Origin of the sequence: Polaromonas sp. (assembly GCF_049790275.1) — a bacterium.
Classification (GTDB): Bacteria; Pseudomonadota; Gammaproteobacteria; order Burkholderiales; family Burkholderiaceae_C; genus Polaromonas.
In genome coordinates this window covers 35,943-55,132 of the sequence record NZ_JBAQYR010000088.1, presented here as the reverse complement: position 1 = coordinate 55,132, position 19,190 = coordinate 35,943, and the positions used below count along the sequence as shown (strand labels likewise).

General features: G+C 63.2%; 18 protein-coding genes and 1 tRNA gene. 12 read left to right on the top strand and 7 right to left on the bottom strand.

Annotated features, from left to right (window positions below; all coding sequences use genetic code 11):
- Window positions 1–126 precede the first annotated feature (126 nt).
- Window positions 127–609 (top strand): YqaA family protein, encoded by a 483-nt coding sequence (locus WA904_RS11875; protein ID WP_425197330.1) that lies wholly within the window; start codon window positions 127–129, stop codon window positions 607–609.
- A gap of 124 nt (window positions 610–733) precedes the next feature.
- Here the strand turns inward: WA904_RS11875 and WA904_RS11870 are convergent, their stop codons facing one another.
- Both WA904_RS11870 and ychF read right to left on the bottom strand, forming a co-directional pair.
- Window positions 734–1,483 (bottom strand): rRNA pseudouridine synthase, encoded by a 750-nt coding sequence (locus WA904_RS11870; RefSeq protein WP_425197329.1) that lies wholly within the window; start codon window positions 1,481–1,483, stop codon window positions 734–736.
- Between the two features lie 118 nt (window positions 1,484–1,601).
- On the bottom strand, window positions 1,602–2,693 hold the full coding sequence (ychF, locus tag WA904_RS11865) for a redox-regulated ATPase YchF (RefSeq protein WP_425197328.1): 1,092 nt from the start codon (window positions 2,691–2,693) through the stop codon (window positions 1,602–1,604).
- A 31-nt stretch (window positions 2,694–2,724) separates the two neighbouring features.
- On the opposite strand from ychF, the gene WA904_RS11860 reads away from it, so the two are divergent.
- Window positions 2,725–4,533, top strand: coding sequence for a sensor domain-containing diguanylate cyclase (locus WA904_RS11860; protein ID WP_425197327.1), 1,809 nt, complete (start codon window positions 2,725–2,727; stop codon window positions 4,531–4,533).
- On the opposite strand, the gene WA904_RS11855 is transcribed toward WA904_RS11860, so the two are convergent.
- A complete protein-coding gene (locus WA904_RS11855; RefSeq protein WP_425197326.1) occupies window positions 4,518–5,426 on the bottom strand; it encodes an MOSC domain-containing protein in 909 nt (302 codons plus the stop codon). The two genes, WA904_RS11860 and WA904_RS11855, sit on opposite strands and share 16 nt — an antisense overlap.
- 77 nt (window positions 5,427–5,503) lie before the next feature.
- Between WA904_RS11855 and WA904_RS11850 the strand changes: the two genes are divergently transcribed.
- From WA904_RS11850 to WA904_RS11840, 3 genes are all read left to right on the top strand, one after another.
- Window positions 5,504–6,640 (top strand): FAD-dependent monooxygenase, encoded by a 1,137-nt coding sequence (locus tag WA904_RS11850; protein WP_425197325.1) that lies wholly within the window; start codon window positions 5,504–5,506, stop codon window positions 6,638–6,640.
- Between the two features lie 42 nt (window positions 6,641–6,682).
- Complete coding sequence (locus WA904_RS11845) at window positions 6,683–7,399, top strand: DsbC family protein (RefSeq protein WP_425197324.1); 717 nt, start codon at window positions 6,683–6,685, stop codon at window positions 7,397–7,399.
- A gap of 151 nt (window positions 7,400–7,550) precedes the next feature.
- Window positions 7,551–9,371, top strand: a complete 1,821-nt coding sequence (locus tag WA904_RS11840; RefSeq protein ID WP_425197323.1) for a M61 family metallopeptidase — start codon at window positions 7,551–7,553, stop codon at window positions 9,369–9,371.
- A gap of 21 nt (window positions 9,372–9,392) precedes the next feature.
- Here the strand turns inward: WA904_RS11840 and WA904_RS11835 are convergent, their stop codons facing one another.
- The 4 genes from WA904_RS11835 to WA904_RS11820 form a co-directional block, all read right to left on the bottom strand.
- Window positions 9,393–9,905: a hypothetical protein gene (locus WA904_RS11835; protein WP_425197322.1), complete on the bottom strand. Its 513-nt coding sequence runs from the start codon at window positions 9,903–9,905 to the stop codon at window positions 9,393–9,395.
- A 110-nt stretch (window positions 9,906–10,015) separates the two neighbouring features.
- Window positions 10,016–11,308 (bottom strand): phenylacetate--CoA ligase PaaK, encoded by a 1,293-nt coding sequence (gene paaK, locus WA904_RS11830; RefSeq protein ID WP_425197321.1) that lies wholly within the window; start codon window positions 11,306–11,308, stop codon window positions 10,016–10,018.
- The gene (gene paaI / locus WA904_RS11825) at window positions 11,305–11,751 is read right to left on the bottom strand and encodes a hydroxyphenylacetyl-CoA thioesterase PaaI (RefSeq protein WP_425197320.1); all 447 of its coding nucleotides are present in this window, start codon (window positions 11,749–11,751) and stop codon (window positions 11,305–11,307) included. Before paaI ends, paaK begins: the two co-directional genes overlap by 4 nt.
- Window positions 11,752–12,567, bottom strand: a complete 816-nt coding sequence (locus WA904_RS11820; RefSeq protein WP_425197319.1) for an enoyl-CoA hydratase-related protein — start codon at window positions 12,565–12,567, stop codon at window positions 11,752–11,754.
- 111 nt (window positions 12,568–12,678) lie between these two features.
- Between WA904_RS11820 and WA904_RS11815 the strand changes: the two genes are divergently transcribed.
- The 7 genes from WA904_RS11815 (at window position 12,679) to WA904_RS11785 (ending at window position 19,159) form a co-directional block, all read left to right on the top strand.
- Window positions 12,679–13,455, top strand: coding sequence for an enoyl-CoA hydratase (locus WA904_RS11815; RefSeq protein ID WP_425197318.1), 777 nt, complete (start codon window positions 12,679–12,681; stop codon window positions 13,453–13,455).
- Window positions 13,456–13,630: 175 nt separating this feature from the next.
- Window positions 13,631–13,707, top strand: a tRNA-Met gene (locus WA904_RS11810).
- Between the two features lie 69 nt (window positions 13,708–13,776).
- Window positions 13,777–14,244 (top strand): hypothetical protein, encoded by a 468-nt coding sequence (locus WA904_RS11805; protein ID WP_425197317.1) that lies wholly within the window; start codon window positions 13,777–13,779, stop codon window positions 14,242–14,244.
- Window positions 14,245–14,323: 79 nt separating this feature from the next.
- Complete coding sequence (gene miaB / locus WA904_RS11800) at window positions 14,324–15,670, top strand: tRNA (N6-isopentenyl adenosine(37)-C2)-methylthiotransferase MiaB (protein ID WP_425197316.1); 1,347 nt, start codon at window positions 14,324–14,326, stop codon at window positions 15,668–15,670.
- Window positions 15,671–15,706: 36 nt separating this feature from the next.
- Window positions 15,707–17,128 (top strand): ATP-binding protein, encoded by a 1,422-nt coding sequence (locus tag WA904_RS11795; protein ID WP_425197315.1) that lies wholly within the window; start codon window positions 15,707–15,709, stop codon window positions 17,126–17,128.
- The gene (locus tag WA904_RS11790) at window positions 17,112–17,744 is read left to right on the top strand and encodes a hypothetical protein (protein ID WP_425197314.1); all 633 of its coding nucleotides are present in this window, start codon (window positions 17,112–17,114) and stop codon (window positions 17,742–17,744) included. The genes WA904_RS11795 and WA904_RS11790 overlap by 17 nt, the downstream gene beginning before the upstream one ends.
- Window positions 17,741–19,159: a sigma 54-interacting transcriptional regulator gene (locus WA904_RS11785; protein WP_425197313.1), complete on the top strand. Its 1,419-nt coding sequence runs from the start codon at window positions 17,741–17,743 to the stop codon at window positions 19,157–19,159. Before WA904_RS11790 ends, WA904_RS11785 begins: the two co-directional genes overlap by 4 nt.
- Window positions 19,160–19,190: the final 31 nt, after the last annotated feature.

The window sequence follows — 19,190 nt, the reverse complement described above, 5'->3', positions numbered from 1 at the left end:
TGGTGGATGCGCAAAAACGAGGCATGATTGTACTGCCCAAAATTTCAGCAATCGAAATTTGCACACGGGCACGCAGGCACCTGCCCTACAGACCGGGGGGACGCCCACTGCCTATACTCGCGCCAGATGGAAATATGGATACGACACCTGATTGATGCGCTGGCCCTGCCCGAGTATGGTTTGAGCACAGCGTTCGTGGTTTCGTTCATCTCCGCCACCCTGCTTCCGCTGGGCTCCGAACCGGTGGTGTTCGGCCTGGTCAAGCTCAACCCGCACCTGTTCTGGCCGGCCGTGCTGGTGGCCACGGCGGGCAACACTCTGGGCGGTGCGCTCGACTGGTGGCTGGGTTATGGTGCCCACAAGGTGGTGGACAAATATTCACACTCATCGCACCACGGCCGGGCCATCCGCTGGCTGGAAAAGCTGGGCCCAAGGGCTTGCCTGCTGGCCTGGTTGCCAGCCGTCGGCGACCCGCTTTGCGCGGTGGCCGGCTGGCTCAAATTTCCGTTCTGGCCTTGTGTGGCCTACATGGCCATTGGGAAATTCGCACGTTATGTCACGATGACAGCTGCGCTGGTCTGGGCCTTCCCGGGCGGGTTCAAGTTTTAGCCCCCACGGTTGCTCACTGCGTGTAGCGCCCTGCCCCCCGAGGGGGCCGCTGCGCCTGCGGCCCGGCGAAGCCGGTTCCGCGGCCCCGGCTTGCATTTCAACTTCCAGGTGATCCGGTAAAAAGCTAAAACCGTTCGTGGGGTAGCAGATAGCGCCACTGCCCGGCAGGCAGGCTGCTCATGGGCACACGCCCGACGCGGATGCGCTTCATGGCCTGCACGCTGAGCCCGACGCTTTCACACATGAAGGCGATCTGGCCGGGGCGTTCGCCTTTGAGTGCAAAACGCAGGCGGGTTTCGTTTTGCCAGCTGACCTTGGCCGGCGGCAACAGCACCCCATTGAAGGTAAAGCCGTGGTCGATGCGGTTAAGGCGCTGCAGGCCGCCAGGAGTGATGGTCCCGCTCACATCCACGATGACTTCGTGCTCCATGACCGAAGCGTCCTCGCAGAGCTTGCGCGTCACGCGCCAGTCCTGCGTAAACACGACCAGGCCGCTGGCCGGCGTGGCAAGTGGCGTCGCCAGCGTCAACGCACTGAAATGTTTTTTCAGGGGCCGGATCCCCGAGCGGTCGTCTTTCGTCTGATTGGCCGCCGCCAGCAGCTGCAGCGCCGGACTCGCTGCTCGGCCAGCGCCTGCATCCAGGCCGGCCTCAAAACCTGCGGGCTTGTTCAACAGCAGCGTCACCGGCACGAGTTCGAGCAGGCTGGCGTCGGGGTCGAGTTCGACTTTCTGGTCCAGCACACGGTGCTGCGGCTCCTCGACCACCACGCCATCGACCCGCACCCAGCCACCCTCGATGTACTGCTCGGCTTCCCGGCGTGAGCAGTTGAGCATCTGGGCCAGGCGTTTGGCGAGACGGACGGGTTCGGTCATGGACGCAAGAGGCCTCTGAATGATACGGAACATATGCTACTGAATAGATAGCTGCTTGCACCCGACAGCAAAGGGCTGACGGCACAAAACACTCTCACCCAGGGCCAGCGCCCCTGCCTCAGCTACTGAACAGAAAATTCATCACGTCGCCATCCTTGACGACATATTCCTTGCCTTCGCTGCGCATCTTGCCCGCATCTTTCGCGCCTTGCTCACCCTTGTAAGTGATGAAGTCGTCAAAGGCAATGGTCTGTGCGCGGATGTAGCCCTTCTCGAAATCGGTATGGATCACACCTGCGGCCTGCGGGCCGGTGTCGCCCACATGAATCGTCCAGGCGCGCACTTCCTTCACCCCGGCAGTGAAATAGGTCTGCAGGCCCAGCAGCTTGAAGGCGGCGCGGATCAGCCGGTTCAGGCCGGGTTCTTCCTGGCCGATTTCGGCCAGGAACATGGTCTTGTCCTCATCGCTCATGTCGGCCATCTCGGCTTCCATCTTGGCGCAGATGGCGACCACAGGCGCATTCTGGCTGGCCGCATAGGCACGCAGCTTGTCGAGGAAGGGGTTGTTCTCGAAACCGTCTTCTGCGACATTGCCGACAAACATGGCGGGCTTGGCGGTGATCAGGAAAAACTGCTGCAGCAAAGGCTGCTCTTCCTTGCTGAATTCCAGCGTCCGCACCGGCTTGGCTTCGTTGAGGGCGGCCCGGCATTTTTCCAGGATCGCCACGAGTTTGACGGACTCCTTGTCGCCCGATCGCGCCGTCTTGGTCACGCGGTGCAATGCTTTTTCAACCGCCGCCAGATCGGCCAGACAGAGCTCGGTCTGGATCACCTCGATGTCGGAGATCGGGTCGACCTTGCCAGCCACGTGGATCACGTTGTCATCTTCAAAGCAGCGGACCACATTGACGATGGCGTCGGTTTCGCGAATATGCGCCAGAAACTTGTTGCCCAGGCCTTCGCCGGTGCTGGCGCCGGCCACCAAGCCGGCAATGTCGACAAACTCGACGATCGCGGGCACGATACGTTCGGGATGGATGATTTCGGCAAGCTGGGCCAGCCTCGCGTCGGGCAGCTCGACAATGCCGACATTAGGCTCGATGGTGCAAAACGGGTAGTTCTCCGCTGCAATGCCCGCCTTGGTCAAGGCATTAAAAAGGGTGGATTTTCCCACGTTGGGCAAGCCTACAATACCGCACTTCAGACTCATGACAAACCTTCAAAAACAGGCTGTGAAGTGTATGCGATACGCGGCCAGCCTTCTGGTAGCGTTGCTGCTGGCGGTTCTGTCAGGCCTGTCGGGCACAGCAAGCTTTGCCCAGTCCATCGTCATTCTGGACGACCAGCACCCCGTCGCAGACTTGCAGGCCAGCGGCCTCGTCTGGATGGATGACGACGCCCAGGCCACGATAACGCAGTTGGCGGCCAGCAGAACCCGCCCGTCCATGAGCCCCGCGCAAGCCCACACCGTTTATGCGCTGGGTTCCCAGGCCGCGCTGTGGCAACACTACCGCTTCAAGAAATCGGCCGATTCACGGCAAGACTGGGTGCTGCAGTTTCCCCTGCCCCTGCTGGATCTCGTCACCGTCTTCCAGCAGACCCCCACAGGTGACTGGATCGGCCAGACGGCCGGCGACACCGTAGCCGTTTCCATCTGGCCGGAGCCTGGCCGCTACCCGCAATTCCAGCTGGCGCTAACGAGCGACGGCGTCCACGACGTGTATGTTCGCATCCAGCATGCGACGCGTGTCAACATTCCGGTCAAGGCGATCTCCGGCAAGGCCCGCAACCACCAACTGCAGGTCGAAGCACTGGTCTCCGGCATGGTGCTGGGCGCCCTGCTTTTGCTGATTGTTGCCGGAGCCGCCCAGAGCCTGGTCTACCGCGACCGCGCCTACGGCTGGTATGCCCTGTATGTGTCGGTCATGACACTGGTGGCGGCCACATGGACAGGTGTGGCCGGCCATCTGCTGTGGAGCGATTCCGGTGCCTGGGCAGACCTGGCTCCTGGCTTCCTGAGCATACTGGTGGGAGGCACGGCACCCATGGTCGTGCATCACCTGTGCGGTCCCGGCGCAGGCCAGAAGTGGTTTGAACCGGTGGCGTACTGGCTTGCCGCGGCCAGCCTGCCACTGGCCATCACGTACGCCATGGTGGAGCGTGGGACCGGCGTCATCATTGCGGGCACCTATGTGATGGCGGTTGTGATGCTGGGCATGCGCAGGGCCATCATCGTCTGGAAGGGCAGGGACATGGTGGGGTTCTGGGTGCTTGCGGCCTTCATGCCATTGGCGCTGGCCGCCCTGCTGATGCTGGCCAGCACCACGGGTCTGCTTCCGGTGTCATCGCTATCGCAATACGGGCTCCTGGCCGGCCTGACCCTCCAGGTGCCTTTGCTGCTGGTCGCGTTGAATCTGCGTTCACGCGAGCGCCACAGCATGGAAGCGAGGGAGCAGGCCATGGCGACCCAGGATGCGCTGACCGGTCTGCTGACCCCTCATCTGTTCAGCGACCGGCTTCACCGGGTGGTCTCGCGTGCAACGCGCCACGGGGAACCGGCTGCCGTGGTTTATGTGGAGCTGGCCAACTACGATTACGTCAAGCGCACTTACGGCACCGCCGTGGCCGAACAAAGCCTGCTGCGCAGCGTGATCAAGTTGCGCCGCATCCTGCGGGATGTCGACACCGTCGGGCGGGTGGATGAAGCCAGATTCGGAATGATCCTGGAAGGTGTGTCATCGCGTGAACCGGTCAATGAAATGGCCGCGCGGCTGATCGCTGCGGGACTGATGCCACTCAAAGGACTCAAACCCGACGTTGTCCTGCAGTTTCACGTCGCCGGTGTGCTGCTCAGCGAGAAGCTGGCAGACGGGCCGGAACTCTCGCACGCCCTGGCCCATCTGCTCGACAGCATGGGCGCGCGCACGCGCCGGCCCATCCGTTTCCTGGAACCCGAGCTGACCCGGCCCATGCCGCTGGATGGGGATTCCACGGATGACAGCAACCGCGACCGTGAAAGCGATCCGGTCCGGAATTACCCGAAGTTGTAGTTGGCTGTGACACCCTGCCCGACCTTGAGCAGATGGTCGTTGCCCTGCAGGACGATGGCATTCATGCCGAAGCTCACCGCACCCTTGAGGCGCGACTCCTGCCGGTAAGTCTGCAGCATGTCGCCCACCTCGGGGCTGCTCAGGGCCGTGGCCGGATCGATATTGGGAATCGGGCAGCGCGGGCAAGGTTTGACGGGCTTGAGCTGCACCAGCCCCTGATCTGTGGCAATTTCCAGCAGGTCAAGCCGGTCCTCATCATGCGGCGCGAGTCCGGTGTCGCCGGGCAGGTCACCCAGCACGATGTTGGGCCTGAAACGCGCCATGCCGACTGCCGCTGCACCTGCGGTCTGCAGTTTTTCATTCAACCCTGCAAGCGAGGCTTCGCTGAGCACCAGCACCGGGTAGCCGTCGCTGAACTGGTTGAGGGCCTCCACATCCCCGGTCCATTGCGGGCTGGATGCGCGCTTTTCCTCGGGATCAAAACGCACCAGCCGCGCCTTCACGCCGAGGAAATCGCTGAACCACTGGGCCGCGATCGGCCCCATGTCGTAGGCCTTGACCTCGTCATCCCAGATTTTGACGCGCACCGGCTCCTGCACCTGGTCCAGCGCGATGTGCAGCGCCAGCATGCCCGGGGCGCGCAGCACCATGTCGTGGTACTTGAGCCGGGGCTGGATCAGCGCCATGCGTGGCAGCTCGCGCTGCGTCAGGAAGGAGCCATCCTCATCGACCACCATCCAGGCCCGGTCAAACTCCAGCCCCGTTTCCGTCAATATCGCCTCCTGCACCTGCACGCCCGCACAGGACTTGACGGGATACACCCACAGCCCGGCAATCACGGCCCGGACGTCCTCCGTCCGGGCGCCCGGGGTTTGGCTCAATGATTCACTCACGTGGCAAGTCCTTCACATCAGATGGTTCAAGTTGCGGCAATCCGGGAACGATTTTGCACTGCCTTCTAAAATGAGCCATGTCCAAGCCCTTTGATGTGTGTATCCGCGGTGGCGGAGTGGTCGGCCGAACGCTGGCCCTGTTGCTGGCGCGCGAGCGCCTGCATGTAGCCCTAGTTGCCCGGCCCGCGCCGGCCCGCGATCCGGCAGAAAACCCCGCATCGCAGGATGTGCGGGCTTACGCCCTGAACAGCGCGTCGCGGCAGCTGCTGGCCTCGCTCAGGGCCTGGCCGGATGCGTCGGCCGCCACCCCGGTGCTGGAAATGTGTGTCTGGGGTGACGATGGCGGCCGGCTTGATTTTTCCGCGCCCCCCGCCGAGCCTGACGCGGCCCTGGCCTGGATCGTCGATGTGCCGGCGCTCGAGCAGCAACTGGCCGAAGCGGTGCGTTACCAGCCGCAGATTGAAACACTGGAGGCTCCCGTCAAGGCCGCACTGACCGTCATCTGCGAAGGCCAGAAAAGTACCAGCCGCAACGAGTTCGGCGTGCAATGGATCGTCAAGCCCTATCCGCAAAAAGCCATGGCGGCCCGCCTGCAAAGCGATCGGCCGCATCAGGGCGTGGCCCGCCAGTGGTTCCACAACGGCGAAATTTTGGCTCTTTTGCCGATAGGCGGCGCCGAAGGGAACTCTGTGGCGCTGGTGTGGTCAGTCTCTGTGGAACGCGCCGCCGCGCTGGAAAAGCTGGGTCCGCAAGAGTTCTCTGCGGCGGTGCAAACCGTTTGCGGTGCCGAAGCGGGTTGTCTGGAGCTGGTGAGCAGCCGGACGAGCTGGCCGCTGGCTTTGTCGCGCGCCGAGCGCTGGGTCGGCCCAGGCTGGGCGCTGGCGGGCGACGCCGCACATGCGGTGCATCCGCTGGCCGGCCAGGGGCTGAACCTGGGGCTGGCCGATGCTGCCGGGCTGGCGGCCGTTATCCACGGGCGCGAGTACTGGCGCGGCCTGGGCGACGAAAAACTGCTGCGGCGCTACGAGCGTTCGCGCAAGGCCGATGTGGCGGCCATGGGCGCGGTGACGGATGGTCTGCACAGCCTGTTTGCGCAAGACGATACGCGCTGGCAGGCTGTGCGCAACTGGGGCATGAAGGGTTTTGCACGCAGCGGGCTGCTCAAGGAGTGGGTCATGCGGCAGGCCATGGGTTCACCGCCGGGCCACTCCTAATTGGCCTTTGAGGGCGGGGTAGATTACATAGACTGGAAAACGATGACACTGTTCAAATCAATTCTGACTGGCGCCCTGCTAGCTCTGAGCCTGGGCGCCACAGCGCAGGAAGCGGCCATCCGCAAGAACCTCACCGAGCGGCTGCCCAACCTGCCCAAAATCGATGAGATCAAACAGGCACCCATGGCCGGCCTGTATGAAGTGCGCGTCAACGGCAGCGAGATTTTTTACACGGACGCGGAAGGCAATTACCTGCTCCAGGGCCACCTGATCGACACCAAAGCCAGGCGCAACCTGACGGAAGAACGCGTCGACAAACTCAATGCCGTGGCGTTTGACGCACTCCCGCTCAAGGATGCGTTCACGATTGTGCGCGGCAACGGCAAGCGGAAAATGGCCGTGTTTGAGGACCCGAACTGCGGTTATTGCAAGCGTTTTGAACGCGACATGCAAAAGGTCAGCGACGTCACCGTCTACATGTTTTTGTACCCCATCCTCAGCGCGGACTCCGGCGAAAAGTCAAAAAACATCTGGTGCGCCAAGGACAAGGCCAAAGTCTGGCAAGACCTGATGGTGCGCGACCAGCCGGTGAGCAGCGCCAGCTGCGACACCAGTGCCCTGGGACGCAACATCGAGTTCGGAAAAAAATACCGTATCACCGGTACGCCCACCGTGATTTTCGCCGACGGCTCGCGGGTGCCTGGTGCGATCAGCGCCCGTGAGGTCGAAAAATACCTGGCCGAGGCCAAAGTCCCGTGATCCCGATCCTCCCGTCTCAAGGTATCAACAAAACAGGCCTCCAGCCCTTTGGTGGCGGGCGCTACCAGCTATTTAATCGATAGCAAATCAAGCACCATCTGTTGCACCGGCTGAGGGGCTGGACTTCGCTGATGCAGTATTCTTTGCGCTTATGCCCAAACATCCTGCCAAGCCCTCCGGAAGCTCGCCGGCAGCGGTCCACTACCGCGTCGAGATCGCCGACCTCCATGCCCACCTGTTCCGCATCACGCTGACCATTGCCCAGCCCGCATCGCTGCAGCGGCTGGCCCTGCCGGTGTGGATTCCCGGTAGCTACCTGGTGCGCGAGTTCTCGAAAAACCTGCAGAGCCTGCGGGCCCGGCAGGGCTCACGCGCCCTGCCCGCCAGCCAGGTCGAGCAACTGGACAAATGCAGCTGGCAAGTCCGCTGCAGCCCCGACAGGCCGCTGGTGCTGGGTTATGAGGTGTATGCCAATGACAACTCGGTGCGCACCGCCTCGCTGGACGCCAGACGCGGCTTCTTCAACGGCAGTTCGCTGTGTTTGCAGGTCGAGGGCCATCACCAGGCGCCGCACGGGCTTGAAGTGGTGCCTGCGCCAGCCATCAGCGGCTGGTCCGTGGCCACGGGGCTGAATCCGCTGAAAATCAACAAGCAGGGCTTTGGGACCTACCTCGCCGCCAACTACGACGAACTGGTTGACTGTCCCGTCGAGATGGGAGCCTTCTGGAGCGGCTCTTTTACAGCCTGCGGCGTACCGCACCGCTTTGTAGTGGCCGGGGCCACGGCCAGCTTTGACGGCGCCCGGCTGCTGGCCGATACCCGGAAGATCTGCGAGGCGCAGATCCGCTTCTGGCACGGCAGCAAGAAACCGCCGCACAAAAACTACCTGTTCATGCTCAATGCTGTGGACGACGGCTACGGCGGGCTGGAACACCGCAACTCCACCGCCCTGATCTGCCAGCGCCAGGACCTGCCGCGCCTGGGCAGCAGCAAGCTGCCCGAGGGTTACACCACGCTGCGCGGGCTGATCAGCCACGAATATTTCCACACCTGGAACGTCAAGCGCCTGCGGCCCGCGGAGTTCGGCAGTTATGCCTACGATCGCGAAAATTACACGCAGTTGCTGTGGTTTTTTGAAGGATTCACGAGTTACTACGATGACCTGATCCTGCGCCGGGCCGGACTGATTGATGACACGGCCTACCTCAAACTCCTGAACAAGACCATCAACCAGGTCATGCAGACACCCGGGAGGCTGTTGCAGTCGGCGGCCCAGGCCAGTTTTGACGCCTGGGTCAAGTACTACCGCCAGGACGAAAACACGCCGAACGCCACCGTCAGCTACTACACCAAGGGCGCCCTGATTGCCTTGTGTTTTGACCTGACGCTGCGCACCGAAAGCAAAAGCGCCTCTCCGGCCACCCTGGACGAGGTCATGCACCAGCTGTGGCTGCGTTGCCGGGGCGGCATGATGACCGAAGCGGATTTCGCGGCGGTACTGCAGGAGGTCGGTGGCCGCTCCTACGCGCCGGAAATCGCCAGCTGGGTGCACGGCAAAAGCGAACTCCCGCTGCGCGATCTGTTGCAGCGCCATGGAGTCGCCGTGCTCGATGAACCCTCGCAACTGGCGCAGACCCTGGGCCTGCGCGTGCAGGAGGCGGCGGGGGTACAGATCAAGACCGTGTTGCGCGGCGGCGCGGCAGAGCGTGCGGGATTTGCTGCCGGTGATGAATGGCTGGGCGTCGAACCTTTTGCCGCCGGAAAAAGAAAAACGCCTGCTGAAGGCTGGCGCCTGACCAAGCTCGATGACCTGATGCTGTATGCCGGGGCACAGAAAAAAATGCTGGCCCTGGTTGCGCGCGACAAGCGGCTGCTGCGGCTGGAACTGAGTTTGCCGCCAGCTGCGAACACCTGGCGCCTGGTCTTGCGCGATGCCGCCCAGGTGGTGCCCTGGCTCTCTCCTGCTGCATGAGCCGAAGCCTGGGGACGGCGCTCAGCTTCCCGGCGTGTGCAGTTCGACCTGTGCGATGAAGTTTTCTGCCGCCGAGTTTCCCTTGACATCGCGGACGATGTCCCTGGCGCGTTTGACTGCAGCGACAAAATCCGCAAGAGTCTTGGCAGCCTCGATTTTCATGCACAACACTTCGGCGCTGGGGCCGAGCAGGTCGGTCAGGAGACGCGCGGTAAAGCGCTTGGCTTCCGGCAGTGACACGGCCACCAGGGGCGCTGGCTCGGTGCTGGCCGCCGAAGATCCCGCCTGCTCAGGTGCGACGCCGGCAGTCTCTGCACCACCGACCGGCTCGATAAAACCATCTTGTGACAGTTGCAGCAGCAACTGCTCGCAATCGCCGACCACCAAGGACATGGCTGCGAGCTCCGTGTAGCTGCGTTTTCCATCAATCATGATCAACAGGGATCGCAGCTTGGGTGCCAAACCCGACTGCCGGTTCGCAATCGCCTCCACTCCTTTCGGTGTCTTGTGGTAGATCGCTTGCTTGTCAATCATGGCAACCTCCGGTAACTTGTTGTCAAATCAGTCTAAAACTAAAGTGACACAAGGTCGAGGGGGTGCTTACCCGGGAACAACCCTGAGCCTCGAAGGGCCGCTGCAGCCGCTCAGTGCCTTCGATCCAGTACCCGCTTGGCCTTGCCCAAGCTACGCTCCACCCCGCCCTCGGCACGCAGCTCGATGTCTGCGCTGGTGCCGATGTAGGCCTTGATTTCGTGCTGCAGCAAACGCGCAGCAGCCTGCGCGGGTGCGCTGTCAGGCGCCAGGCCGGGCCGGGTCTCCACCGCCACGCGCAGGCTGTCCAGCACACCATCGCGCGTCAGGATGCACTGGTAGTGCGGTGCGAGCTCGCTGCGCTTGAGGATCAACTCCTCGATCTGTGTGGGGAACACATTGACACCGCGAACAATCATCATGTCGTCGCTGCGCCCGGTGATTTTTTCCATGCGCCGCATGCTGCGTGCTGTGCCGGGCAACAGGCGTGTCAGGTCGCGTGTGCGGTAACGGATGATGGGCAGTGCTTCCTTGCTCAAGCTGGTGAACACCAGCTCGCCGATCTCGCCGTCGGGCAACAACTCGCCGCTAAGGGGGTCGATGATCTCGGGGTAAAAATGGTCTTCCCAGATGGTCGGACCGTCCTTGGTTTCCACACATTCGCTGGCCACGCCTGGGCCGATGACTTCGCTCAAGCCGTAAATATCCACAGCGTCCATGCCCATGCGCTTTTCTATCGCATGGCGCATGTCGTTGGTCCAGGGCTCGGCGCCGAAGATGCCGGTACGCAGGCTGCTTTCGGCGGCGGACAGGCCCTGCTTTTCGAACTCGTCGGCAATCGCCAGCATGTAGCTGGGCGTCACCATGATGATGTCGGGCTTGAAGTCGGTGATCAGCTGCACTTGGCGTTCGGTCTGTCCGCCGCCAAAAGGCACCACGGTCAGGCCCAGTTTCTCGGCGCCGTAATGGGCACCGAGCCCACCCGTGAACAGGCCGTAACCGTAGCTGATATGCACCAGGTCACCCGGCCGCGCACCGGCCGCGCGTATGCTGCGCGCCACACAGCCGGCCCACATGTCCACATCGTTCTGCGTATACGCCACCACGGTCGGCTTGCCGGTGGTGCCGCTGGACGCATGGATCCGCACGCACTGCTCGCGCGGCACCGCCAGCATGCCGAAGGGATAACTCTCACGCAGGTCGTGTTTGGTGGTGAAAGGGAATTTCGCCAAGTCGGCCAGCGTCCTGCAGTCGCCGGGATGCACCCCGGCCGCATCGAACTTGGCCTTGTACACCGGTGAATGGGCGTAAGCGTGCTGCAGCGTGGACTGCAGGCGCTTGAGCTGCAGGGCGCGCAGTTCGTCGAGGCCGGCCTTTTCTATCGCTTCAAGCGGAAAACTTTTCATGCGGCCTCCGCTGCGGGGCCAGGAATCACGCTGCCTGCAATCTGCGCACTCTTGCCGCGGAACATGGCCACCACCTCGCCGCGCTGGTTGCTGACCTTCATGTCGTAAATGCCGTGCCGGCCCTGCAGGGCCTGCTCCACACCCTCGCAAGTCAGCACATCGCCGAGCTGGCCGGGTTTGAGGAACTCGATGCTGCAGCCCGCCGCCACCGCCACCTTGTTGTGGCTGTTGCAGGCAAAGGCAAAGGTGGAGTCTGCCAGCGTGAAGATCAGCCCGCCGTGGCAGATCTTGTGGCCATTGAGCATGGGTTCGCGCACGGCCATGCGCATCACTGCGCGGCCAGGCGCGCAGGACAGCAGCTCCATCTGCATGAATTCCCTTGAAGCCCTGTCGGCGGCAAACATGGATTCGCCCACAGCTTGGGCCAGTTGCTGGGCATCCATCTAATTGCCCCTGAACGCCGCCGGGCGTTTTTCGAGAAAAGCCATCACGCCTTCGATGTAGTCATGGGTCCGGCCCAGCGCTGACTGGGTGTCGCGCTCATTGTCCAGCTGCGTGTCCAGGTCACGGCTGGCGCCCTCGCCGAGCAGGCGTCGCGTTTCGACCATGGCGCGGGTCGGCATCTGCGCTAGCCGCGCGGCCAGTTGCATGGCCTTGTCCAGGCAGTCTTCGCCCTCCCCTGCCACGTCCCAGATCATTCCCCACTCTTTCGCGTCCTTCGCGCTGAGCTTGTCGCCCAGCATGGCCAGGCCCATCGCCCGCGCCAGGCCCAGACGCTTGACCAGGAACCAGGAACCGCCCGCATCGGGCACCAGACCAATCTTGCTGAAGGCCTGGATGAAGCTGGCGCCCGGCGCGGCAATCGCCAAGTCGCAGGTCATGGCCAGCGAAGCACCGGCGCCGGCGGCCACACCATTGACCGCGGCAATTGTCGGAACACGCAGCTTCTGCAGGCGCCGCACCGTTGGGTTGAAGGCCTGGTCAATGATGGGGCCGGGATCGGCACGCTGGACCAGGTTCGGCCCGGGCGCGAAATCAAACTCGGCCAGGTCAGCACCGGCGCAGAAACCCCGGCCGGCGCCGGTAATCACCAGCGCGCGCAGCGATGTATCGGCTTCTATCCTGTCCAGCGTGTCCCAGAGCTGCTGGTGCATCTGGCGCGTGAAACTGTTCAGGGCCTGTGGCCGGTTCAGCGTCACCAGCGCCACGGCGCCGTGTATGGAAAAAAGAACCGTCGGTTCGGAAGGGGCATCGGTCATGTCTGTCTCCTGTTCTTGAATTTAGCATTAACCGACCCGACGGTCGGTTAATGTTTTCCCTTGCCCGCCAGAGCCTGGGCGCATGGCATGATTCAGACACAAGGACTTGCCATGACTTACGAACTCATTCTGACCAAAACCGAAGGCCGTGTGGCCATCATCACCCTGAACCGGCCCAAGCAGCTCAATGCCCTGAACGACCAGTTGATGGACGAACTGGGCGCGGCGCTGAAGGCTTTTGATGTGGACGACAACATCGGCTGCATGATCCTGACCGGCAGCGAAAAGGCCTTTGCGGCCGGTGCCGACATTGGCGCCATGGCGAGCTACAGCTTTGCCGACGTCTACAAGGGCGACTACATCACGCGCAACTGGGAACAGATCCGCAGCATCCGCAAGCCGGTGATTGCCGCGGTCAGCGGCTTTGCGCTGGGCGGCGGTTGTGAACTGGCGATGATGTGCGACTTCATCATTGCCGCGGACAACGCCAGATTCGGCCAGCCGGAAATCAAGCTCGGCATCATTCCGGGCGCCGGCGGCACGCAGCGCCTGCCGCGAGCGGTCGGCAAGGCCAAGGCCATGGACCTGATCCTGACCGGACGCATGATGGATGCCGTGGAAGCCGAACGCAGCGGCCTGGCCAGTCGCGTCGTTCCGCTGGACAAACTGATGGATGAAGCGCTGGGCGCGGCGCTGCAGATTTGCGACTACGGCCAAATTGCCGTGATGGCCGCCAAGGAGGCGGTCAACCGCGCCTACGAAGGCACGCTGGCCGACGGCATCATGTTCGAACGGCGCCTGTTCCACGCCGCCTTCGCCACCGAGGACCAGAAGGAAGGCATGGACGCTTTTGTCAACAAGCGCAAGGCCGCATTTAAAAATCGATAGCGTAACGGGGACTCCCGGCGCTTTCAGAAGTTTAATTACCGGGATGCAGGGCAAGGCGCACGGAGCGCAGGACACCGGAATGCACTTCGGTGCATGAGGATTCCGAGCACCGCGCAACGCCACCATGCGCCCGGCAATTAGACTTATGAAAGGGCCGCTATAATATCGGTCGCGCGGTGATATAGCTCAGTTGGTTAGAGCGCAGCATTCATAATGCTGATGTCGGTGGTTCAAGTCCACCTATCACCACCACGGTTTCCCGGAGCCCCAGAGGTATGATCCTCTGGGGCTTTGTTACTTCACAGCCTCTGGACATACACCATGAAACGCTGCCCGTTTTCCTCTTCCACGACCCTCCCGGGAACCATGCTGGCACTTGTGCTGACCATGGGCAGCCTGCTGGCGACCCCGGCGATGGCGCAAACTGACGAGGTTGCGGGTGTGCGCAACTTCCCCAAAGCCGCCCAGCGCGGCCTGCTGGTGGTGCAAACCCCGCCCGAGATCAAACTGAACGGCAAGGCCGACCGCCTGTCTCCTGGTGCACGCATCCGCAACAGCAGCAACCACTTTGTGCTGTCGGGCGCCTTGCTGGGCCAGGAACTTCTCGTCAATTACACGCGGGACAGCGCCGGCTTGGTGTATGAGGTCTGGGTGCTGACTGCCGAGGAAGCCAAGGAAAAACGCGCCGGTCTGCAGACGCGCAACTTCATCTTCAGTTCGGAAGCCGAAACCGCCACCCAGGACGACGGCAAGACGCCTTACAACCAGTTGCCCAGCTACAAGCAGTAAACCTGCTTTTCTGCAAGCCAAATCGGCCTTCAGCCCTTATCCCATGGGCGCAAGCGGCTCCCAATTCGGTAGCAATTTCATGAGCAAAAAAGTCTTTATCAAAACCTTCGGGTGCCAGATGAACGAGTACGACTCGGACAAGATGTCCGACGTGCTGCACGCCGCCGAGGGCTACGAGCCCACCAGCAATGTCGATGAAGCCGACCTGATCCTGTTCAACACCTGTTCGGTGCGCGAAAAGGCGCAGGAAAAGGTGTTCAGCGACCTCGGCCGCGTCAAGCACCTGAAGAAAAAAGGCGTGCTGATAGGCGTTGGCGGCTGTGTCGCCAGCCAGGAAGGCGCGGCCATCATTGAGCGCGCGCCTTATGTGGACGTGGTGTTCGGCCCGCAGACCCTGCACCGCCTGCCCGACCTGCTGAACAGGCGCATGAGCCTGGGCAAATCGCAGGTGGACATCAGCTTTCCCGAGATCGAAAAATTCGATCACCTGCCGCCGGCCCGCATCGAGGGTGCCAGCGCCTTCGTCAGCATCATGGAAGGCTGCTCCAAGTATTGCAGCTACTGCGTGGTGCCTTACACCCGCGGCGAAGAAGTTTCGCGGCCATTCGAAGACGTGCTGGTTGAAGTGGCAGGCCTGGCGGACCAAGGCGTGCGTGAAGTGACCCTGCTGGGCCAGAACGTCAACGCCTATCGGGGTCCCATGGGCGGCACGGCAGAGATTGCCGACTTCGCCACCCTGCTCGAATATGTGTCCGACATTCCCGGCATAGAGCGTATCCGTTACGTTACCAGCCATCCCAACGAGTTCACCCAGCGCCTGATCGACGCCTACGGCAAGCTGCCCAAGCTGGTGAACCACCTGCACCTGCCGGTGCAGCACGGATCGGACCGCATCCTGATGGCCATGAAACGTGGCTACACGGCGATGGAATACAAAAGCACCGTCCGCAAGCTGCGCGCTATCCGCCCCGAACTCGCGATGAGCAGCGACTTCATCGTCGGTTTCCCCGGCGAGACCGAAGAGGACTTCAGCAAGATGATGAAGCTGATCGACGACGTCGGCTACGACACTTCGTTCAGCTTCATCTTCAGCCCGCGGCCTGGCACGCCGGCTGCCAACCTGGCCGACGACACCCCGCATGAGGTCAAGCTCGCCCGTTTGCAGCGCCTGCAGGCCGCCCTCGACGACAGCGTGCGCGCCATCAGCGCCAGCCGCCAGGGCACGGTGCAGCGCATCCTCGTCGAGGGTGCCTCGCGCAAGGATGCGTCCGAACTGATGGGCCGCACCGAATGCAACCGCGTCGTCAACTTCACCGGCTCCCCGCGCCTGATCGGCCAGATGATTGACGTCACCATCACGCAAGCCTCGCAGCGTTCGCTGCGCGGTGAGGTGCTGCGTCATGATGAAGCAGCCCTGACCGTTTGAGACTGCGCGCATCTCCCCGGCCGGCACGGATAACCCATGCTTGAGCGCGTTTCCTTCCGCCAGCTGCTGGTTGTCGCGTTTTTGCTGATTGCTTCCCTGCTGGCTGCCGCCTCCCTTCGCGCGCTGTTCACATTGGAACAGCTGACGATGCAAAGCCGCGACGGTGCCGTGCGCGCGCTGGATCTCAGCGCGGCCGCCCAGTCACTGAGCGAACGCAGTGTCGCCATGGAGCGAACCGCGCGCCAGTCGCTGGTGCTCGCCGACCGTGTGCTGCGGCAACGGTTCGACGAAGCTGCTGGCGAAGCACGCCAGGTGCTGGCACGGCTGGGGTCGCAAGACGTCCCCGAGGCCCTGGCCAACGACTGGAGGGACCATCTTGAGGCCGTCACCCGGCTGCTGTCCGGCCCGCCCGACACGGCACTCGACAGGGACAGGCAGGTGGCAGACGAATTCCGCGAACTGGACCGCATCAATGCAGCCATCGCACAGCAGGTGCGGCAAACCATTGCCACACAGAACCGCAGCCTGCTCGACACACTGGAAACACGCCGGAGGCAATTGACGCAGCAGGTCATAGGCGCGATCGGGCTGGCCGTCCTGATGGCACTGGCCTTCGGCATCTGGCTCACGCGGCCGCTGAACCGCCTGGAAAAGGCCATCATCGGCCTGGGTGAAAACCGCCTGGATGAGGCCATCCGCATTGACGGGCCGGCCGACTTGCAGCTTGTCGGACAGCGGCTGGACTGGCTGCGCCTCCGGCTGGTGGAACTGGACGCCGACAAGTCGCGTTTTTTGCGCCATGTTTCGCACGAACTCAAGACGCCGCTGGCCTCGCTGCGCGAAGGTGTGTCGCTGCTCGAAGACGGTGTGGCCGGCGAACTCAGCGCCAACCAGCGCGAGGTCGCCAAAATCCTGCGCCACAACACCAGCCTGTTGCAAGGCCAGATCGAGGATCTGCTGCGCTTCAATGCCGCGGCGTTCGAGGCTCGCCAGCTGCGTCGGGAAAAAACGGACCTGCTGCAGCTGATCGAGGAACAGGTCGAAAGCCAGCGCCTGCAGTGGCGTGCCCGCGACCTTCAGGTCAGCGTCGAGGGCAAGGCAGTACAGGCCGAGGTGGACCGCGACAAACTCGGCACCGTGATGGCCAACCTGCTGTCCAACGCCATCCGGTTTTCCCCTACCGGGGGCAGGATACGCATCCGGCTGAGCCGGCTTGCCGAAGTTGTCCGCATCGACCTGGAGGACGAAGGCCCGGGCATTGCGCTGGACGACCAGGCGCGGATTTTCGAACCCTTTTACCGGGGCGAGCGGCAACCGCCGCAGGCGGTACGCGGCAGCGGCATCGGCCTGTCCATCGTCCACGAATACATCGCTGCACACGGAGGCCGGGTGCAATTGCTGCCGGACGGACCTGGTGCACACTTCAGGATAGAACTTCCCCATGCTTTCAAGATTTGAGGCCTTCGGCCATCCCCTTCGCCATGCCGCCGCCTGGGCCCTGGCCATCAGCCTGAGCGCGGGCTGCGCCGCGCCCGCGCCGTCTTCCCCCATGCCGGGCAAAACGGCAAACCCGGCACCCGCTGGGCCGCCAACACAGGCCGCGCCTGCGGCGCCTGCCGAGAAGGACAGTGAAGTGTTGACGCCCCTGCTGGCCTATGCGGACCGTGCGCGCACCCTGCAGGGTGCAGAACTGGCGCAGGAAATCACCCGCCTGGCCGACCCCTCGCTACCCGCCGACCAGGTGCGGCTGGCCCTGGCGCTGAGCCAGACCCGGCAGCTTTACGACCTCGTGCGTGCCCAGGAGTTGCTGCAGCGGGTACTGGCCAACGCGGGCGCCGAAGCACGGCCCCTGCACCCTGTTGCCCGCCTTTTGGCCGCCCGCCTTTCCGAACAAAGGCGTGTCGAAGACCTGCTCGACCGCCAGAACCAGCAGCTGCGCGACCTGCAGCGCCGCCTTGAGCAAACCCAGGAAAAACTCGATGCGCTCAAGGAAATCGAACGCAGCCTGAACAGCCGTCCGCCGGCTGCACCGGCGGCGTCCCCCGCAAGCCGCCCGCGGCCACCCGGATCATGAACGCCAACGGCGCCCACCTGCTGGTTGTCGATGATGACGCCGACATGCTGCGTCTGCTGACCATGCGGCTGACGGCCGCAGGCTACCGTGTCAGCGCCGTCAGCTCGGCCGAGGCGGCCTTGAGCCAGCTCGACATCGAGCGTCCGCAACTGGTGCTCAGCGATGTGCGCCTGCCCGGCAAGGACGGCCTGGCGCTGTTTGACGAGATCCGCAGTCAGCACCCCTCGTTGCCCGTCATCCTGCTGACAGCCCATGGCACGATTCCGGACGCGGTGGAAGCCACCGAACGCGGTGTCTTCACCTACCTGACCAAACCATTCGACGGCAAGGGGCTGCTTGACAAGATCGCGCAGGCGCTGGCACTGAGCGCACCGGCACCGGTCGTACAGGCGGGCCAGGCACCGGTCTGGCAAAGCGGCTTCATCAGCCGCTCCAGCCGCATAGCCGAAACCCTGGCCGAGGCACGCATGGTGGCCCGCTCGGACGCCAGCGTGATGCTGCGCGGTGAAAGCGGCACCGGCAAGGAATTGCTGGCCCAGGCCATCCACCAGGCCAGTCCGCGCGCGGCCCATCCCTTTATTGCCGTGAATTGCGGCGCCATTCCCGAGGCACTGCTTGAGTCGGAGCTTTTTGGCCATGTCAAAGGCGCGTTCACCGATGCCTCGGCCAACCACAAGGGCCTGTTCCAGGCGGCCGAAGGCGGCACCCTGCTGCTGGACGAGATTGGTGACATGCCGCTGGCGCTGCAGGTCAAGCTGCTGCGTGTGCTGCAGGAGCGGGTGGTCCGGCCGCTTGGTTCCAGCCAGTCGATCCCGGTCAATGTGCGCATCCTGTCGGCCACGCACCGCGACCTGGACGCGGCCATGGCCGAAGGCCAGTTTCGCAGCGACCTGTATTACCGGCTCAATGTCGTCACACTGACCTTGCCGCCCCTGTCTGAAAGGCGCGAAGACATCGCGCTGCTGGCCAACCACTTCCTGGTCAAGCTGGCGGAAAAATACGGCAAGCGCCTGAGCGGTTTTGCGCCGGAGGCGCTCAAGGCCCTGAGCACCGCGGCTTGGCCGGGCAATGTGCGCCAGCTCTACAACGTGGTCGAGCAGGTCTGCGCGCTGGCCAGCACACCGCTGATCCCGCTGACCCTGATCCAGCGCGCCTTGCGCTCGCCGAGCGTGCAGGTGCTCACTTTGGCGGAAGCACGCCAGCGCTTCGAACGCGAATACCTGGTCGGCCTGCTCAAACTGACCGATGGCAACGTCGCCGATGCAGCCCGGCTGGCGGACCGCAACCGCACCGAGTTTTACCGCCTGATGCAAAAACACAGCCTCACGCCCGGTCACTTCAAGGCTGATGCGTCGCTGCCGCCAGAGTCTGTCGCCGGAGAGCGACACGGCCAAGCCCCTGATTCCAAATACTAATTTCCCGATGCAGTGTCTGGCTGTCGCCGAC

Excerpts from the sequence above, each read along its gene's own strand:
- WA904_RS11850 (WP_425197325.1), top strand. The coding sequence starts at position 5,504 with ATGTCCAAGCCCTTTGATGTGTGTATCCGCGGTGGCGGAGTGGTCGGC.
- paaK (WP_425197321.1), bottom strand. The coding sequence starts at position 11,308 with ATGAAAAGTTTTCCGCTTGAAGCGATAGAAAAGGCCGGCCTCGACGAA.
- WA904_RS11860 (WP_425197327.1), top strand. The coding sequence starts at position 2,725 with ATGCGATACGCGGCCAGCCTTCTGGTAGCGTTGCTGCTGGCGGTTCTG.
- miaB (WP_425197316.1), top strand. The coding sequence starts at position 14,324 with ATGAGCAAAAAAGTCTTTATCAAAACCTTCGGGTGCCAGATGAACGAG.
- WA904_RS11785 (WP_425197313.1), top strand. The coding sequence starts at position 17,741 with ATGAACGCCAACGGCGCCCACCTGCTGGTTGTCGATGATGACGCCGAC.
- WA904_RS11845 (WP_425197324.1), top strand. The coding sequence starts at position 6,683 with ATGACACTGTTCAAATCAATTCTGACTGGCGCCCTGCTAGCTCTGAGC.
- WA904_RS11870 (WP_425197329.1), bottom strand. The coding sequence starts at position 1,483 with ATGACCGAACCCGTCCGTCTCGCCAAACGCCTGGCCCAGATGCTCAAC.
- WA904_RS11815 (WP_425197318.1), top strand. The coding sequence starts at position 12,679 with ATGACTTACGAACTCATTCTGACCAAAACCGAAGGCCGTGTGGCCATC.
- paaI (WP_425197320.1), bottom strand. The coding sequence starts at position 11,751 with ATGGATGCCCAGCAACTGGCCCAAGCTGTGGGCGAATCCATGTTTGCC.
- WA904_RS11875 (WP_425197330.1), top strand. The coding sequence starts at position 127 with ATGGAAATATGGATACGACACCTGATTGATGCGCTGGCCCTGCCCGAG.
- WA904_RS11805 (WP_425197317.1), top strand. The coding sequence starts at position 13,777 with ATGAAACGCTGCCCGTTTTCCTCTTCCACGACCCTCCCGGGAACCATG.
- WA904_RS11795 (WP_425197315.1), top strand. The coding sequence starts at position 15,707 with ATGCTTGAGCGCGTTTCCTTCCGCCAGCTGCTGGTTGTCGCGTTTTTG.
- WA904_RS11840 (WP_425197323.1), top strand. The coding sequence starts at position 7,551 with ATGCCCAAACATCCTGCCAAGCCCTCCGGAAGCTCGCCGGCAGCGGTC.
- ychF (WP_425197328.1), bottom strand. The coding sequence starts at position 2,693 with ATGAGTCTGAAGTGCGGTATTGTAGGCTTGCCCAACGTGGGAAAATCC.
- WA904_RS11835 (WP_425197322.1), bottom strand. The coding sequence starts at position 9,905 with ATGATTGACAAGCAAGCGATCTACCACAAGACACCGAAAGGAGTGGAG.
- WA904_RS11790 (WP_425197314.1), top strand. The coding sequence starts at position 17,112 with ATGCTTTCAAGATTTGAGGCCTTCGGCCATCCCCTTCGCCATGCCGCC.
- WA904_RS11820 (WP_425197319.1), bottom strand. The coding sequence starts at position 12,567 with ATGACCGATGCCCCTTCCGAACCGACGGTTCTTTTTTCCATACACGGC.